General features: G+C 56.3%; 10 protein-coding genes. 1 reads left to right on the forward strand and 9 read right to left on the reverse strand.

The features are described 5' to 3' along the window. Positions 1-28: 28 nt before the first annotated feature. From KSY55_RS06500 to gatC, 5 genes are all read right to left on the reverse strand, one after another. Positions 29-340, reverse strand: coding sequence for a DUF2469 domain-containing protein (locus tag KSY55_RS06500; protein ID WP_003833998.1), 312 nt, complete (start codon positions 338-340; stop codon positions 29-31). After that, on the reverse strand, positions 340-1,443 hold the full coding sequence (locus KSY55_RS06505) for a GNAT family N-acetyltransferase (protein WP_004223221.1): 1,104 nt from the start codon (positions 1,441-1,443) through the stop codon (positions 340-342). Before KSY55_RS06505 ends, KSY55_RS06500 begins: the two co-directional genes overlap by 1 nt. A 310-nt stretch (positions 1,444-1,753) precedes the next feature. Beyond that, positions 1,754-3,250, reverse strand: coding sequence for an Asp-tRNA(Asn)/Glu-tRNA(Gln) amidotransferase subunit GatB (gene gatB / locus KSY55_RS06510; protein WP_065437769.1), 1,497 nt, complete (start codon positions 3,248-3,250; stop codon positions 1,754-1,756). A gap of 25 nt (positions 3,251-3,275) precedes the next feature. Continuing rightward, complete coding sequence (gene gatA, locus KSY55_RS06515; RefSeq protein ID WP_022245586.1) at positions 3,276-4,805, reverse strand: Asp-tRNA(Asn)/Glu-tRNA(Gln) amidotransferase subunit GatA; 1,530 nt, start codon at positions 4,803-4,805, stop codon at positions 3,276-3,278. Position 4,806: 1 nt separating this feature from the next. Then, the gene (gene gatC, locus KSY55_RS06520; protein WP_003833990.1) at positions 4,807-5,103 is read right to left on the reverse strand and encodes an Asp-tRNA(Asn)/Glu-tRNA(Gln) amidotransferase subunit GatC; all 297 of its coding nucleotides are present in this window, start codon (positions 5,101-5,103) and stop codon (positions 4,807-4,809) included. A gap of 864 nt (positions 5,104-5,967) precedes the next feature. On the opposite strand from gatC, the gene KSY55_RS06525 reads away from it, so the two are divergent. After that, entirely contained in the window at positions 5,968-6,924 is a 957-nt protein-coding gene (locus KSY55_RS06525) for a hypothetical protein (RefSeq protein WP_022245588.1), read from the forward strand. Between the two features lie 434 nt (positions 6,925-7,358). Here KSY55_RS06525 and KSY55_RS06530 read toward each other — a convergent pair whose 3' ends face one another. The 4 genes from KSY55_RS06530 to KSY55_RS06545 all read right to left on the reverse strand — a co-directional run bounded on the left by KSY55_RS06530 (position 7,359) and on the right by KSY55_RS06545 (position 18,743). Next, complete coding sequence (locus KSY55_RS06530; RefSeq protein WP_117675869.1) at positions 7,359-8,309, reverse strand: TrmH family RNA methyltransferase; 951 nt, start codon at positions 8,307-8,309, stop codon at positions 7,359-7,361. Between the two features lie 285 nt (positions 8,310-8,594). Then, on the reverse strand, positions 8,595-9,257 hold the full coding sequence (locus KSY55_RS06535) for a hypothetical protein (RefSeq protein ID WP_004223209.1): 663 nt from the start codon (positions 9,255-9,257) through the stop codon (positions 8,595-8,597). Positions 9,258-9,509: 252 nt separating this feature from the next. Then, positions 9,510-15,602: a family 43 glycosylhydrolase gene (locus KSY55_RS06540; RefSeq protein ID WP_217749619.1), complete on the reverse strand. Its 6,093-nt coding sequence runs from the start codon at positions 15,600-15,602 to the stop codon at positions 9,510-9,512. 180 nt (positions 15,603-15,782) lie between these two features. Further along, entirely contained in the window at positions 15,783-18,743 is a 2,961-nt protein-coding gene (locus KSY55_RS06545) for a LamG-like jellyroll fold domain-containing protein (RefSeq protein WP_254881876.1), read from the reverse strand. Positions 18,744-18,835: the final 92 nt, after the last annotated feature.

The raw sequence follows: 18,835 nt of genomic DNA on the forward strand, positions 1-18,835 counted from the left end.
GGCAACCGCGTGACCGGCAACTGCGCAGCTAGATGGAATCAGGAATGTCAATATCGGTTTTCTGCACTTCCTCAACATTGACATCCTTGAACGTGACGATACGCACGTTCTTGACGAAACGACTGGAACGATAGACGTCCCACACCCAAGCATCAGTCAGGCGCACGTCGAAATACACGTCCTGGCCTGCGGAACGCACATTGAAATCGACTTTATTCGCCAAATAAAAGCGACGTTCCGTTTCAACAACATACGTAAACAGCTTGATTACGTCGCGATACTCCTTATACAGAGCCAGTTCCGCGTCGGTTTCGTAATTATCGAGATCCTCGGCGCTCATCACTTACCTTCCGTATCGCGCTTGCGACCACGACCAAGCGTGCGCCACCAAGCTTCCTTCGACGTCTTACGCTCGCCCGCCGTGTACGGCCAGCTGTTTTCGGCATCGGCATCGCCAGTAACGGACTTGCGATCATCATGCTCGCTTTGTCGCGCAGGTTCCGCGCCTTCCGCGTCCTTCCGCACAGCCTCGGCCACGTCACCAGCACCATCGGAAGAAGCTTTCTGCACGGATTGCGCAGCTGCCGCGGCATCGTTGACATCCGTACCTTCCGCATCATGCTTCGAAGCATTCTTCTCATTCAGTCGGATGGCAATGGAATGCTCGCGCGCGCTCAACGCTTCCTTGACGCCCGGATTATCTTCGATCACATGCATGCCGAACGCGTCAAGCGAACGGATCGGGTCGAACTCGTCAACCAGCGTGTCCATAACGATCAGATCCTGGTAACGGTTCTGCGAAGCGTTCCACAAGGCGTCGCGCGAACGACCGGATGGCACGAATCCCAACGACTGGTACACGGACACGGAACGCGTGTTCTGCTCGGGCACGGCAACCCAAATGCGATGCATGCCAAGGCCTGCCGGTTCCGGCGCAAGTCCGTACGTCATCACGCGCGGCATGATGTCACGCGAATAGCCACGGCCGCGGTAATCCTTGCCAAGCACCACCTGAATGCGCGCGGAACGAGCCCAACCGTCAATATCGATCAGGAAAATCATGCCAATCACATTGTCGGAATTCGCGGCATCGATCTCGCCATCGCCATCATGGTCGGCTTCGGTGATGATGGACCATGCGATCGTGCGACGCGACTCCGGATCCCCCACACCGGATTCGGTCGGCGTTTCGCCTTGGGACCATGCCACGGAACGACGCACCCACGCATGCACCGCGCCACGCTCGGCAACCCGATCCTTGCCGGTGATTCCGGAAGCGCCGATGTACGCCCCAATGGCGTCCATACGTTCAAGATCTTCGATCACGGACGGACGCAGATGCACCATCTCGCCCTTGATAGACGGAATGACGATGAGATCCGGCAATTCACGCGACTGCTGGTCCAACTGCTCCTGTGTCGCAGCCTCAACTTGTTCTGGCATTATTCCTGTCCCCTACATCATTGCAGGCACGACCGTCGCCGCACCCATACCGAGGGTATTGTACCCGACTGTATGTCAGCTGTGAATCCGCGCGGCGGCAATCGCTGTACATATTCCTCTACCAGCATAACCTGATGTTGAAGGACATGTCGGCAATCGTAAGAAAATGCGCTTCGCGATTATGCATTCTCTTTCTTTGAAATCCCTTTTCCGGAATAACGAAAAGAAAACGCACGTCCCAAGCTTTTTGGAACGTGCGTTTTCCTGCGATTCAACAATCGGCTGTAATCGTCAGCAATCGTTGTAAACGTTACTTGATCTTGCTCATCACGATCTTGGTGACGGCCTTTGCGTCAGCCTGACCGCGAGTGGCGCGCATGACGGCACCAATGATGGCACCCATCGGCTTCATATTGCCGCTCTTGAGCTTTTCAACGATGTCAGGATTGGCTGCGAGAGCCTCATCCACGGCCTTTTCGAGAGCGCCGTCATCAGACACGACCTGGAAGCCATGCTTCTTGACGACCTCGTCCGGAGTGCCTTCGCCAGCAAGCACACCGGCGACGGTCTGCTTGGCCAGCTTGTCGTTGAGCTTGCCATCGGCGATCAGCTTCTCAACCTCAGCAACATCGGCCGGAGTGATCGGCAGCTCTTCGAGGCTCACGCCCTTGTTGTTGGCTTCACGGCTCAGCTCGCCCAGCCACCACTTCTTGGCACCTGCGGCGGTGGCACCAGCCTTGACGGTCTCCTCAAGCAGATCCAGAGCGTCGGCGTTGAGCACGTCACGCATCTCCAAATCGTTGAAGCCCCACTCGCCCTTCAGGCGGTTGCGGCGCTCGCGCGGCATTTCCGGCATCTGAGCCTTCATCTCTTCGATGTGCTCCTTGGTGATGTGCAGCATCACCAGATCCGGATCCGGGAAGTAGCGGTAATCGTCGGCATCGGACTTCACGCGGCCGCCTGCGGTGGTCTGCGAAGCCTCATCCCAGTGGCGGGTTTCCTGCAGAATCTCGCCGCCTTCGCTCAGAATGGCCGCCTGACGGCGAATCTCATACTGAATGGTCTTTTCAATACCGCGGAACGAGTTCACGTTCTTGGTTTCGGAACGGGTGCCGAACGGATCGGACGGGCTGTTGCGCAGCGACACGTTCACGTCGGCACGCATGTTGCCCTGCTCCATGCGAGCGTGGGAAATATTAAGCGCACGCACGATGTCGCGGATAGCGCGCATGTAGGCACCGGCGATTTCCGGAGCACGATCGCCTGCGCCAACGATCGGCTTGGTCACGATTTCGATCAGAGGAACGCCTGCACGGTTGTAGTCGACCAGGGAGTGGTCAGCACCTTCGATACGGCCGTCAGCGCCACCGACGTGGGTGTTCTTGCCTGCGTCGTCTTCGATGTGGGCGCGTTCGATCGGCACACGGAACACGGTGCCGTCTTCAAGTTCCACATCAAGATAGCCGTTGCCGTTGGTCGGCTTGTCATACTGCGAGATCTGGTAATCGCGCGGCATGTCCGGGTAGAAGTAGTTCTTACGCGCGAACTGGCTCCACTCGGCAATTTCGCAATGCAGGGCAAGACCCAGCTTGATGGCGTAATCGACGGCGGTCTTGTTGACCACCGGCAGAGAACCCGGCAGACCAAGGCTCACCGGGGTGAGCTGGCTGTTCGGATCGCCACCGAACGAGACTTCGGCCGGGCAGAACAGCTTCGTGGTGGTGCTCAGCTCAACATGGGTTTCCAGACCGATGACCGGATCGAACTTCTTGACGGCATCGGCGTACTTCATCAACTTTTCAGCCATTTTGTTTTCTTTCCTCCGATGCTTCCTACTTGTTCAAGCCGTCGAGCCACGGGGTCTTCAGGGACTGCCAGATCGGACCGTTCCAGTCTTCCTCGAGAGCCGCCTCAAGTGCCGCGGCAGGCTTGTACATGGCCTCGTCACGCTGCTGCGGAGCGAGGAACTGGAAGCCAACCGGCAAGCCGTCGTCGCTCAGACCAGCAGGAATGCTCATGGCCGGAACGCCTGCAAGGTTGGCCGGAATGGTGGTGATATCGATGGCATACATGGCCATCGGATCCTCGGTCTTCTCACCGAACTTGAATGCGGTGACCGGGCTGGTCGGGCCAACAAGCACGTCGACCTTCTCGAAAGCCTTCTTGAAATCGTCGATGATCAGGGTGCGCACCTTCTGTGCGGAACCGTACCATGCATCGTAATAACCGGCGGACAGGGCATACGTGCCAAGGATGATACGACGCTTGACCTCGTCGCCGAAACCGGCTTCACGAGTGTAGGCCATCATGTTGGCGGCGGTCTGCGGAACGCCCGCCGGCGGCATGACGCGCAGACCGTAACGCATGCCATCGTAACGAGCCAGGTTGGAGCTGACCTCGGACGGCATGATGATGTAGTACGCGCCAAGGGAGTACGGCAGGTGCGGCAGAGACACTTCAGTGACTTCAGCGCCCATCTCCTCAAGCTTCTTGACACCTTCGTTGAAGCGTGCCATAACGCCCGGCTGGAAGCCTTCGCCGCCGAGCTCCTTGATCAGACCGACCTTGAGGCCCTTCAGATCACGCTTCATGCCTTCGCGGGCGGCCGCCACCATCGGGCGAGGACCTTCCGGAATGGACGTGGAATCACGCTTGTCGTGGCCTCCGATCACTTCCTGCAGCAGGGCCGCGTCGAGCACAGTACGGGAGCATGGGCCGATCTGGTCGAGCGAGGAAGCCATGGCGATCGCACCGAAACGAGAGACACCGCCGTAGGTCGGCTTGACACCGACGGTACCGGTCAGCGAGCCCGGCTGACGGATGGAGCCACCGGTGTCGGTACCCAGGGCGAGCGGGGCCTCGAACGCTGCCACTGCAGCTGCGGAACCACCGCCGGAACCGCCCGGAACACGTTCGGTATCCCACGGATTGTGTGTGGTCTGGTAGGCGGAATGCTCGGTGGACGAACCCTGAGCGAACTCATCGAGGTTGGTCTTGCCCAGCAGCGGCATGCCTGCAGCCTTGAGCTTCTCGATGACGGTAGCGTCGTACGGAGGCACCCAGCCTTCGAGGATCTTGGAGGCTGCGGTGGTTTCGATGCCCTTGGTGACGATCATGTCTTTGATGGCGATCGGCACGCCGGCAAGTTCCGGCAGCTGTGCCTTTTCCTCATCGGACTTGGCATCGAAGGCGTCGGCCTGTTCGAGAGCCTGATCGCCGGACACCTTCAGGAAAGCCTTGATGCTCGGCTCGGCGGCCTCGATGACTTCGAGATGCGCTTCAACCAGTTCACGGCTGGAAACTTCCTTGGCCTTGATCTTAGCCGCCATCTCGGCGGCGGAAAGCTTGACGAGTTCGCTCATGTCACTCCTCCCCCAGAATGCGCGGTGCAACAAACATGCCGGCCTCGGAAACCGGAGCGCCTGCGGTCGCCTCTTCCTGAGTCAGCGGGGTTTCCGGCACATCCGGGCGCAGGTAGGCTTCCAGCGGAATCGGGTTCGCGGTTGGTTCCACATCGTCGGTAGCGACTTCCTGGACCTTGTTGATGGATTCTGCGATGACGTTCAGATCGCCCTGCAGACGGGTGATCTCCTCGTCAGTAAGTGCAATTCGGGCCAAATCGCCCAGATGCACGATTTCTTCTTTGGTGAAAGTAGGCATGTCCCTAACATTAACGCGTCTGTGTGACGAGCGCCCGCCCATTTCGCCTCGCCCGGCAGCCCCACCACGCTCCCGCCCTACCACCCCACCAAAGTCCCAATTCCCCCGGCAGCCCCACACTGCATGCCGCCCGGCAGCCCGCCGCATCAACACCCCAGCTCTGTCAGAGTCCCAAATCCCCCACCCACTGGAACAAAAGGACGCCAAACGCTGTTTCACCGGGCAAATCCCTCCAGACACTGGAGGATTCTTCCCGCCAACAAGCCATCCACAGTCCCAAAACCTCCATCCACAGTCCCAAAACCTCCACTCACTGGAACAATCCGGGCCCAAACCAGCCTCTCATCGTCCCGATTCGTCCACTCGCTGGAAGAATCTTCCCGCTGAACGCTCTGCTGGAGTCCGGATTCCTCCAGAAGATGGAAGGATCCTCCCGCGGAAGGCCCCACTAGAGGCCAAAATCCCCCAGTCATTGGAACAAAACGGACACTAAAAGCAATACAACCGTCTAAAAACCTCCAGCCACTGGATGAATTCTCCCACTAGCGCTTCGTCAGAGCCCCTATTCCTCCACCCAATGGAAGAATTCTCCCGCAAGCCAGCCATCCACAGTCCCAATACCTCCACCCAATGGAGGAATCTGGACTCTGAACGGCATCCCAATACTTAAAAATATCCAACCAATAGAAGAAAACAACAAAAATTCACACAAAACAAGCGGATACAAGCACTTATCTGCAAAACAACCACCCAGTTATCCACAAAACCCGTAAGTTATCCACAGACACGCCCGAAACAGCATCCTCTATCCACATTTGCCGATCGCACTTCCATAGCAGAGCCACAACAAGGTAGCGTCAAATCATGAAAGCATATCCTCAAATCGATGCGCTGCTCGATCAAACAGAAAATGCGCAACGATGCGCACACAGCAGTGACCCTCTCATCCAGAAGGGACTATATCGCAGATACCGCGCGGGAGATTTGGCGCGCCCATACCCAGGGCTATTCGCCCGTGCCGAATATTGGAATCAGCTGAACGAGCCCGAACAATCGTTGCACGCGGCCCGAACCCTCAGCAGGCTCCACCCCAACTGGGTTTTCGCAGGAATAACAGCCGCCGCAGCCCACGGATTCGACCACCCGCGATTCCTGCACCGGCAAGGACTGACCATAACATTGCCCAATCACGGATCATACCGGCCGCACGACAAACTCAATATCATCTACAGCCCATATCCCAGAGAAAATGCGGTACTCGCAAACGGAATCCATGTCACTAATCCCCCTCGTACCTTATTGGACTGTGGACGGACGTTAGAGTTCATCTATTCCCTGCCGATTTTCGATGATGCAGCAGCAGACGGAATCGAAGAAAAGCAGATCTTGCAGGAATGCGCACGCACGACACTCGATTGCTCGCGCATCTTCAAATTGTTGAGATATACCGACGCAGGAAGTGAAAATGGCGGTGAATCTTTTGCTCGGGCAGTCATGATTGAAAACGGTTTTGCGGTTCCTCAATTGCAAGTCTCCTTCGCCGACTCGCTTACGGGAAAACAATTTAGGGTCGATTTTTTATGGCGCACAACCGATGGACGTATTATTGTCGGAGAACTTGACGGCACAGCAAAATACGTTGATCCGAAAATGACTGATCGTAGGAGCATCCAGGAGACCGTTCAGGCCGAGCGAGAACGCGAGCAAGCGCTTTTTCGCGCAGGAGTTACGGAAATTGTCAGATTAACTTTTGACGATGCAGTCCAGCAAAAACCGCTGATTGCGAAACTGCGGCGTGCTGGGGTTCCTTGCGTTTCATAGGGTAATCATCTGCGGGAAGATTCCTCCAGTAAGTGGAGGAATCGGAACGTTGAGAAGCTCGCCACCGGGAAGATTTCTCCAGAGGGTGGAGAAATCTAGACTCTAGCAGGGCACTCAGCGGAAAGATTGCTCCAGTGGGTGGAGGTTTTGGGTCTCTGGTGAGGCTTTCAGAGGGAAGATTCCTCCAGCGACTGGAAGAATCAGGACTCTGACAGGCTTGTTAGCGGGAAGATTGCTCCAGTAAGTGGAGGAATCTTCCCGCAGAACACCGTACTAAAGTCCCAACCTCTCCAGTCACTGAAGGACTCACCCCGCCAGACGCCCCACAGGAGACCCAAAACCTCCGCCCACTGGAACAATCATCCCGCTGACAGAACTCCAATCGTCCCGATTCTTCCAGTCACTGGAGGATTTTGGACGATAGGAGATGGAGGTTAGAGCTGGGGAGCGGCGTGCTGGGAGATCCATGCGTGCATGGAAACGGCGGCCGCGGCTCCGGCGTTAATGGAACGCACCGAACCGAACTGGGAGATGTAAACCACATCGTCGGCCAACTCAAGCGCCTTTTCAGACAACCCCGGACCTTCCGCGCCGAACAGCATGAGGCATCGCTTCGGGAAATGGTAGGTTTCCATCGGCACCGCGCCGGGAATGATATCGAGCGCAATCACCCGCGCGGCCTTCAACTCGGCGATACGCTGATTAATCGCCGCCAACTGCGCCATACAAGTGGACTCGTTTCCATGTTCAATACCACTCGTAGCTGAAACGTCCATTGAAATACCAGATGGAGCGCACCCAGCAACACGGATCTCAGCTAACGAAGCCGCCTCGCTCATGCAGGCACAGTTCGCTTTTTTTGCATTTTCGCGCATGCGGAATGCGATTGCGGCCGCTTGCGATTGGACTGCGGCGATTTCTCCGGCAATGCGCAGCTTCCAGCATTCGACAAGCTCGGCTATGGACGGGTGGTTTTCGACGTGCTGGTACAGTTCCGTCATCAGCGCGCCCTTGCGATTCCACTTGTGCGGTCCGACGATATGTACACGTTTCGCTTGGAATGCGTTGGCAGTGCGCACCATGGATCCGATATTGAAATCGTGCGTCCAGTTTTCCACGGCAACTTCGAAATCATGCCGACCATGATCGTCAAGATCATCTTTAATGGCCGAAACCGTCCAGTAGCGGTACCGGTCAAGCACGTTACGACGGTCGCCCTCATCAAGCAGCACAGTATCGAATCGACGATCATAATTCGGTGATTGCGGATCATCCGGACGAGGTTCGCCAGGATGCGTTTGGCCCCACGGACCTACGCCCACCTCACGAAAAGCCGGCTCTCCGGACGCTTTCGCCGCAATATCAATAGGATTAGGCTGATGCACGATTTTCCTCACATTCGTCGTCCGATATTTCGTCGACAGGTAACTTCTGTTATATCTTCCACCATTCGCCCACGATCAACATCGGCAATCGCAGCATTGCCCACCGCGATTTTGGAGATCGCCTGCCGTCAACCGCATCCGTACTGCCGACTTTATTTTTCCTTTACTCATGTCAGCATGAACGTCAGCATGATTTCAACAGAACAATACCCGTGAAACATTCCATGAAACACGGCGGATGACATCATTAAAAAAACCGCCGGTACAACCGGAAAGTCGCGCTGGTCAGTGAAGCTCCGACTCCTTGAAGACCTCCACAAACGGCAGTTCAGCTTCGGACCCATCCACCGGATTGACGACTTTGATCGACGGGTCGGCCATATCGACGCCACCAATCAACGAAGCGACAGCAAGCACTTCGGCGCCTTCGTTCTTCACCACGGAGAAGTCAAGGCTCAACTCATTGCCGTTACGCAAGGTGACCAAAGAGGACGTCTGCACATATGACTTTTCAGACAGCCAGGAATCCAGCAACACCACACGTTTACCGGCAATCGAAGGCCCCTTGATGGACGGATACACAAAATCCATCACAAAACCGTTAAGGTTTTCACCTCGAGAAGCGGCCGCCTGGATCATAGCGGAAACCAGCGGAACCGCAGCCGCAGTCAGCGCACCAACCGCATCGAAATCATCAACGGAATAGCCGGCCTCTTCCAACGTATCCAACAAAATATGCCCAACAATCGACGCTCCACGATGGTCGAACAACACTGAGGAAAGTTCCGAGAACGGCTTATCGGCCATCTCGGCCTGCAGCAGCGACTTGAGCTGATCACGCGGTTCAAGCATGGCGAAATCAACGGCTGCGTTCACAGTATCGCCAGCGGTTGCGGCAGTGGATTCAGCAACCGGCTTGGTCTTACGGAAAGTCTTCTCTTCGGTCATAGTCCCAGCCTACCGTTTCTACTCGTCAAAAGAGTGACAGTGTTGGTGTCAACAAGCAACGTCCAATATCTCCCATCAACAGATGGTCAACAGAAAATCAACATTTCAAAAGTCAGGCCGGTCTCACCATAAAGATGAAACCGGCCTGAACCGAACCCAAGAAACCGGCGAGAGCAGCAGATTACTCACTTAAGCGCGAGAATCCACTTCAGATCTGTTTCAAACTCCGCTTCCAGGTTCGCTTCCGGACTCTCATCTGGTCTCGCTTCCAGCCCCGCTGACGCACCGGCGCAATACCACACCCGCTCCCACCAGCAACACCATCACGGCGATTACGCCACTGACAGCCGAACCGGTATTGGCAACCTTGTTGCCGGTCTTGGAAGCAGTATTGTTCTTACCATTGCCAGCAGAATTACCGGAATTACCACCAGAATTATCCGAATCCCCAGGTTTGTCCGAATCTCCGGGCTTGTCCGAATCGCTCTTCAGCGAAGCCTGCGCCGCTGTCAACGCTTCAGACGCCTCATCGACGTCCGCCTGCGATAGCCCCTCATCCAAAGCCTTAGACAGCGCCAGTTTCGCAGCGTCACGAGCCTCAACGAACGCATCCCACTTCCCACTGTCATATCCGTTGTTGACCACCGCCGCAGCATCCGCAACAGCGGAAGACAACGCATCGGTCTTCGCCATCGTGATCGACACGCCTTCATCGGTAGGATTGATGGTTTGCATCAGCCCGTTTTCGTCGAAGGTGATCTCGTCGATCGCGGTTTCGCGGTGAAAGCCAAGCCCGGAAGTAAACACGCCAAGCGGAGTGTAGTGACGGTGATACGCCATGAACCAGCGCTCTTCGCCATTCGCGTCCACCACGTGCACTTCGGACTGATGGGCCGTACCCTGCAAATTCTTCGACGCGTCCTTTTGCAGGAGCACGCCATGGTTGTCGATATCAGTCACGGAGCCATCTTCCTTGAACAGCGACGGCGAAGTGCCGTATTCGACGTGGTAATTCGCCGATCCGGCATCGTCGCATGACCACGTCCAGTGATAGACGCCATCGCGCTTGGACACCACAACGGATTCCCGGAAGTTGTTCAGACCGTTGATCCGTTTGACCGTTCCCGGCACCACGCTCATCATGTCATCGCTCAATTGGGCGATGGCCGCCGAACCGTTGCCGTACAGGATATACGACGTGCCGTCATCATCGGTAAAAATCGACGGATCGATGGCCTGCCCCACAGTCACACCCTCCATCGAACGCGTAACGATGGGGTCTTTGGCCGCCTTGTATGGGCCGGCAGGCGAATCCGCTACCGCCACGCCAATCGCCGATTCACCGCTCTCAAGCTTGGCGCAGTAGTAGAAGTAATACTTGCCATTCTTTTTCTCGATGGTCGGCGCCCATGCGGATCCGACAGACCAAGGCGAAATTGCCGTATTCTCGTCGCCATTCGTGGTCGGCTCGTGATTCTTATCCACGTCGAGGATCACTCCTTCGTCGGTCCAGTTGACCAGGTCGGTCGAGCTGAAAGCATGGAAGTAATTCCCACTCCATCCCGAGAAGCCATCAGTCGTCGGGAAAATCCAGAATTTTCCGTCGAAATAATCGATATCCGGATCGGCATATTGCCCCGGCAAAACCGGATTATTTGACTGAACCGCCTTTTCGAGCGTCCATTTTTCGCTAACGATACCACCGTTGCCGTCCGAACATTCGATTACAAGCGTATGCTTCTTGGACATGTCAAGCTTGTCACCGCTGGCAAACGACTTGCCATCGACCGTGACACTCGCATCGTCGTAAGTCAGCGCGAACGTTACCGGAACGGCGTTGATCTCGGCACGATTGTTCACTACGGAGGTGATGGTTTTCGCGTCGCAATCCATGCTGGTACGCACGTTGCTGTGCTTATCGGTGCCACGCAATGCATCTGCTTGCGACGAGGTCGGCACAGTGCCCACAGTGATGGATGCGAGCGCGGGCGCGTTGTTCCGTTGTGCGATTTCGTTGGCGTTCAGCGTTCGATTCCAGATGGTCAGATTGTCCATCAGACCGGAATAGTATTCGCCGGATCCCCAGTTGGCTTTGCCGATTTGCAGGATTCCTCCGGTTTCGCCAAGGATTTCCTTGACGCCCAGCCCGGAAACGTCCGTGCTTTCGCCGGCAAGCACGCCATCGATGTAGACACGTGTCGTCTTCGCGTTTACCGTGACGGTCACGTTGTGCCATCCGTCGCCGCTTGTGGTGGCCGATGCGTTGCCTCGACCATCTCGATTGCCGTCGGTGTTGTATCGTTCGACAACAACGCTGCCGACCTTATCAAGCACTCCGATGTAGTGTTCGGATTGGTTGTACGTCGGGGCAGCCGTGGACGGAGCCGCGTAGAAGGTCCAGCCGGTATTGCCGTTGGAGTCGGGCTTAGCATCGTAGGAGACGGTGAACTCGGTGGCGTCCAACAGCAGTGCGGCGCCATTGGTTTGCGTGACGCTCAGCCAGGAACCGCTGCCCAGTCGAGCGGCTTTGGTGCCGTTGTTGCCATCTTCAAGCTTGGCCGTTCCGTGGATTCCGGCAACTGCCAGATCGCTGGTGTAACCGGTTTCCTCATCGTCAAAGGTGAATTGCGCGATCGGATTCTTCTGCTGTGCCAGAGGAGTGTTGGGCGCGGTATGTTCGCCGTAAGCTGCGAGCACGGCGGTTTCCTCGTCGACGTTTAGACGGACGACGGTGCCATGGCGGAATCGCTGTCCGAAATTGGCTGAGGCCTTTGAGAATGTGCCCGACTTCTTCAGGGACGACAGTTTTGCGATGGTCCAGCCGGCGTAGCCTCCGTTGTCGCCCATCACAATCCACGCCCCATCAGTGCCTTGGTACACGGTCAAACCTTCGATGCGGGTGCTCAATCCTGATTCCGAGGTCTTGACGACTTTGTCTCCAGTAATTTTCGACGTGCCGTCGGCATTGACTTCGGAGTCGCGTTCAACTAGTCGGGTCCACTTCTGCGCTTCCAGAGAATCCGCGGTGTCGATCACCGTGTACCAATCCGATGTGGAGAAACGATAGTAGGATCCGTCATCGCCTTGCACGATTGTGGTGTCGATGATGTTATGCAGGTCGGCCGAGCTTTGATCGATCCAGATTTGAGGATTCTCAAACGTGGTGAAGTCCGAAGTGTATGCTTTGTACACTTTCAGCGCGGTATTGCCAGTAGTGGGATTGTCTCCGCCTGTTGACAGGTCGCGGCTTGACCAATACACCAGATATTTGCCCGCTTCGGCGTCCCAGATCGCTTCGGGAGCCCAAGCGTTGCCGACTTTGCCTTCCAAACCGGTTGGTACCAGTTCAGGATCGGTCCAGATGACGAGATCCTTGGATTTGGCGACCACAAGATAGGTGCTGGCGTTGATCTGATTCCAAGAACCGCCCGAAGCGCTTCCTTCGGCGTGCAGATCGGTGCCGAGCATCACATACTTGTTGCCGTCCGCATCCGGCTCTTCCAAGCGAATCAGATGCGGATCGCGGATGCCTTTGGTGCCTTGCGTGGAAGACATGATTGCCTCACCATTGTTCAGCGCCTGCCATTTCAGGCCGTTTTTGCTGTATCCGTAATTGATTTTTTCATAGTCGGATGCGTTGAAGTACAGCCACAGATATCCGGCTTTCTTGGCAGCATCGTCATCTTTGGGATCATCCTTGCCGTCATCCGGCTTGGATACCGTCACGGTTGCCTCCACGGGCATGCGGGAGTCGTCTTGGGCGGTTCCCTTGACGGTGAAGGTGCCAGCCTTGGCGTACTGGTCCGCGTCGATGTCATCCCATTGCACGTCAGCATCCTGTTCGGAGCCGTCAGCCATTGTCAGATGCACGGTTTCCGGCATCGTCGGAGCGGTCCCGGCGTTAGTGGACACGTCAACCGATGCCACCGACTTGACCGCGATGCTCGGCGCATAGGCTTCAAGCACGGTCTGATACTGGGCGCGGGTGACCGGAACCACGGTGCCGTGACGGGGCTTGCCACCATCGGAATTGACGGGGAAGTTCTCCTCGGGCATCTTGTCGCCGATTACCGTCCACTTCGAAGCGTCGGAAATGTCGGTGGTCGCCATGGGCACGTAATGGTTCGGACCTCCGTGATAGCTGGGCTGGTCGGCGAACAGATAGTATTGGTATCCGTTCACATCGCCTTCGTTGGCTTTGAACAGCGAGGGGCCTTCGCCTGCGGAGAAGGTGCCACCGTATCCGTTGGATTTGTCGTTGCCGATCGCGGTGCCGACTTCGCTCCACGAGCTGCCGGACAATGCCGTGCTGTAGTCTTTGACGCCGGCTTTTCCAATGGAATCGGTCAGGGTGTTGGACTTCTCCTGGCGCAAGGTCATCGACTTTTCATCCTTGTAGATGCGGTAGTAGGTGTCGCCTTCCTTCTGCACCGTCACATCAATGGAACCCGCTCCAGCTTGGCCTCTCCGATCCACGTCAATCCACGTCTTCGGTTTGGAGAACGTGATGAAATCAGGCGTCGTCACATACATCATGCGGTTGTAACTTGGCGAGGTACGAGTGCTCGAATCGTCATTGTCGTACAGATTCGAGGCCCAGTAGACCACATATTCGCCCAACTCATCATCCCAGTAGGCTTCCGGAGCCCACGTGTTGCCCGCGCTGTCGTCGCTGACCTTGATATGACGCTGGTTCGTCCAGTTCACCAGATCATTGGATTCCCAAACCTCGATATACAGCGAACCGTTGTACTGTGCCGCCGAGAAGCTGCCCTTCCTGCCGGAGATCTTCAGATCGGTGGCAAGCATGTAGAAGGTGTCGCCGTCATGCGAGCGCATGATGAATGGATCGCGCAATCCCTGTTCGCCTTCGGTGGAGGTGAACAGCGGAGTGCCTTCATTGAGCGTATTCCAGTCGAGCGCGTTGTTGCCCTTGGAAGCGGCGAGGCTTATCTTCTCGCCTCCCACGCCTTCGCCGGTGAAGAACGCCCAAATGTATGCCTCATCTTTGCTTTGGTCGGAAGGCATCGGCGAAACGGTGATCGGGAATTCCCGGTTTGCGGTGGCACCGTTGTTCGTCGCCGTCGCTTCCAATGTCACGTTGACGGAATCTTTGCCGGCAGCCGGCCGATTCACCGATACTTTGGCATTGTTCTCGTTATATCCTTCGGCGATAGAAGCGTTCGCACCGCCATCGTTCTTGACGGACCATGTAATGGCGGAGCCATTGTCACCGACCGTCGGCACCACGAAATTGCTACGAATATCGTCGGCGTCCAAGATATTCACGGCATCAAGATCGCTTTGGATCTTCTCATCGTCCGATATGATGTGCGGAACCGTAACCTTAAACGTCCGCAACTGATCGTCCGAGCCGTTGAGCTTGGCAGTCAAAGTTGCCACAGCATCGGCTTCACCGACTGCGGGGCGAGTAACTTGCGCGGTTCCATCTTCCGTGAACCGGATCGCGTTGTTATCGCTCGACCAAACGATCGGCATACCGTTGCTTTCCGTAATGACGGAGAAGTTTTCGGTTGCCTCTTGCGCAACGCTGATGGCGTTGAACGCATCGGTCGCCGCAGCTAGGGAACTGTCGTAAATCTTGAAATTGTCGATCAGACCGGTAAAGTATTCCGCGCCCCAATTCGCTTTGCCGAGTTGCAGAATACCACCGTCTTTGCCGAGGATTTCTGTCAGATCATGGCTTTCTTTGGCCTCCACGCTGTTCACAAGTGTGCCGTTGACGTACATTGTGGTGGATTCGTCGGATACGACTACATCCACGTGCTTCCAGCCGACACTGGAAGCACCGCTGACATTGGCTCCCGTGCGACCGCCCGTGGTGTTGTTGTAGCGTTCGAATGTGATCTTGTCGGTTTTGTCAAGAAAGCCGATGTAATGCTCATAACCATAGGTTGGTTTCGCCGCATCGCGGGCCGCGTACAGCGTCCAGCCGCTGTTGCCGCTTGATGCGGGCTTCGAATCGTAGCTGATGGTAATGGCATGCTTGCCTTGAAGCACCGCACTACCATCCGCGGATGTCAGGCTCATCCAGAATCCGCTGGACAGGTTGGCTGCAGTGGTGCCGTCTTCGCCGGTTCCCGTGGCCGTCTGGCCATTAATCGAAGCGACGATATTTCCCGATTGGTAGGTTCCGGTTTGTCCTGCCGTAAGATCGTTGAAATTCAGATCTACAAGCAGGCTGCTTTCGTTCTTGTATTTGTCAAGCGCCGATGGCTCCGATGCCATCGTACTTGGCGCAACGAGCAGAACGGCAGTCATGGTTGCGGCGGCGACGATAGCGCCGGTCAACCGTTTGACGGTGAGATGTTTTCTCGTATTCATAAATATTCCTTGAAGAATTCAGCATTAGTGCATGCGATTCATGCATAACAAGGAGGATGAGAAACCGTCCGGAAAGGAGGTAAATAGAACCGGACGGTTTCTCTTACGGAGCTTCGTCTTGTTTTCACGCGGGATGGATGGAATACGTGGAAACGGAATAGGCGAAGCGTTCATGTGAAGTCAGCGAGCTGCCTTCCAGCGACGCAGAACAGACAACGCACCACCGATGGCCAGGATTGCGGCGACCAGCGCTATGCCCTTGACATTGGCACCGGTATTCACCACAACCGCAGCCTTCTTCGCAGTCTTCTTGGTGGTGGTAGTACCGGGCTTAGTGGTCGGAGCCGGAGTCGGATCAGGATCAGGAGTCGGGTCCGGAGTCGGATCAGGATCCGGAGTCTGCTCGATTGCATCGTCAGACACGTTGACCAAGTTATCGGTGTACCCACCGTAGGCCGCCGTGATCTTGGAAACTTTGCCCAGCGTGCCTTCTGGAGCGGTGACTGTGGCGACGCCATCAGCATTGAGCTTGACGGTTTCGGTCCAGTCGCCAGCGGTGAAGACAACCGATCCGGCCACATTGCCGCCGTCCTTGGCGGTGACAGTGGCAGTCAGCGTGTCTCTACCGCGCTCCAGCTTGGTCGTGGAGTCAGTCGCATCCGGAGTGGTGGGGTTGGCGGTCGTCCAACGATGCATGTTCTCGGCGATGGCAGCAGGCACATTGACGAACGCACCGTGGCGGGTCGGGGTCGGCATGCCATTGGCATACACGTAGCCGCTCACACCCGCGTTCTGATCCTTCTGAGTATGCCATCCATCGGTCTGCGACAGTCGGTTGTTCCAATCGCAGCTCAGCAGAGCGGATTCGCTGGTCATGTACGGCTGGTATCCACCGGAATCAGCCATGATGACCATGGCATCCCCTGCTTCATTCTGATACTTGTCTCCGGCGTTGAGCTTGATAGCCTCCGGACCTTCGAACGGCAAGATGCGCTGGTCAAGCAGCTGCCAGCCGGTTTCCGGATCGGTATCGGGAGATGCCTCCTCGGTGGTGGCCGTCAGCACCTTCGAACGCTCAAGGAACGTGGACTTGCCGTTGGTGATGTAGCTTCCGGCAGCGCCGCTTTCCTCGTTCTTGGTGAAGCGGTAGTAGTAGTCGCCAACCTTGATGACCGTGGAGTCGATACGGGAATAGTTGGTATCCTGCCACATCACCGGTTCGGTGAAGGTCTTGAAGTCGCGGGTGATGCAGTACAGCAGCACGTTGTACGCGTAGCCGGTATTGGTGCTGGTCACCGCGGTGGAACGGGTGTCGTCGGTGTACATACGTGACGAGAAGAACACCACGTAAGCACCGAGCGAATCATCCCAGTAGGCTTCCGGAGCCCACGTCATGCCCGCATTGTCGACATTGATTTTAATGCCGGTATCGCCGTCGGCCGCGTTGGTGCGAGTCCAGTTGACCATGTCCTTGGACTCCCACACTTCAACCTTGAGCGAACCATACTGCTGGTTCTGGCCCCATCCTTGTGCGGAAACCTTCAGATCGGTGGCAATCATGTAGTACTTGTCCCCGTCATGCGACTTGAGCACGTAAGGATCGCGCAGGCCCTTGGTATCGGCGTAAGATTCGATGACCGGATTGGAATTGTTGATTTCCTTGAAGGAGAAGAAGTTGTTGCCTTCCGTGGCAGACATGTACAGCGCTTCGCCCGTCTTACCATTCGTCTTGTCGGAATCCGACAGGAAGGTGACTGCGGCATAGGCTTCGTCAGGCACTTCGCGAGTCTTTTCCTTGACTATCACCGACACTTTGGCGGTTTTGGTGACACTGCCGTCAGCGTTGGCCGCGGTGGCGGTCAGCTCTACCGGCGCGGCATCGCCGTCACCGTATGCAGGGCGGGTCACAACGCCTGCACCCTTATACGGGTCAGCGGATCCGACCGACGGCGCCTGGTAATTTGTATCGGTTCCGGTGATCACATTTTCATTGGAAGACGTCCAAGTGATGGTGGATCCGTACTTCGAGCCGGTGGAAATCAGCGGCAGATTCTCGGTGGTTGCCTCGTTGACGGCAGAAATCGCGGAATCCAGATCGAATTGGACCACGGTCGCCGGATCCAACGGCTTGACGGTGACGTCAACGCTTGCGGAAACGCCGCCGGCCTTCGTAGTCGCCGTGATTGTGGTGGTTCCTTCTCCGACAGCCGTGACGGTGCCGTCGCTGCCGACGGTGGCGACGGAAGTCTTCGACGACTCCCATGTCACATCGGTGCTGATGGCGTTTTCAGGAGAAACCGTGGCCGTTAGCTTCGTAGCGCTGTTTTCAACCATGGTCAGTGCACCGTCAAGCACGCCATCGCCAACGATCGTCACGCTGCTTGGCAACGTGACGTCCGCACCTTGATAGATCTTGATGTCATCGATCGCGCCACTCCAATAAGCGTCGCCGCTATACAGGGATTTGCCGATGGTTGCGGCGGTGCTGCCCAGATCGGCCATGGTGATGCCGGTGTTTGCCTTGTATCCGACAAGTTCGCCGTCACGAAGCATGGTGAGGGTTTCGCCGTCGACGATCAGCTTGTAGTTGTGCCAGATATTGTCATTGTTAGACAGCGAAGTCTTAAATCCTTGCTCATTGTTCCACTTGTTATCGGAAATGACGAACTTCGTGGACTTGGTGCTCAGGTACCAGAACAGGTATTTCTGCTGGCTTCCACCCACAGAGAAGCTGAAATAGTTGCCGTCATCAGCATGACGTGATTTGGCAGCGAATTCCATGGTGAACGAGTTGCCCGCCTTGGCGAACAGCTCATCCGGGAACGAAGCATACTGGCCATTGCCTCGCAGAGACAACGCCTGGTTATTGTTCCTGTCGCCGAACGCTTCGACCTTCGCACCGCCGTTCATGGTCAGGTTGTACCCGTTGCCGGATGTGTCAGTCGCAGTTCCGTCGGAAAAATCATAGCTGGCAAGCAGGTTCAGACCGCTTGAAGCAGAGGGGGTTGCCGAACCGTTACCGGTTCCGGCGCCGTCTTCAGCGAATGCGACCGGCGCGAACGAAACCATCATCGGTACCGTGACCGCGATGGCAAGCCCACGTCTGAGAATATCGCGTAATCGTTGGCTATGTCGTTTCATGCACTCTCCTTGATTTACCACCGCCGCACACGGTTACGACATAGAGTGATAGCTAGCGCTCTGCTTATGCTTCATTACTGCATCACCGTTGT

This window comes from Bifidobacterium sp. MSK.13.1 (assembly GCF_019131435.1).
Lineage (GTDB): Bacteria > Actinomycetota > Actinomycetes > Actinomycetales > Bifidobacteriaceae > Bifidobacterium > Bifidobacterium pseudocatenulatum.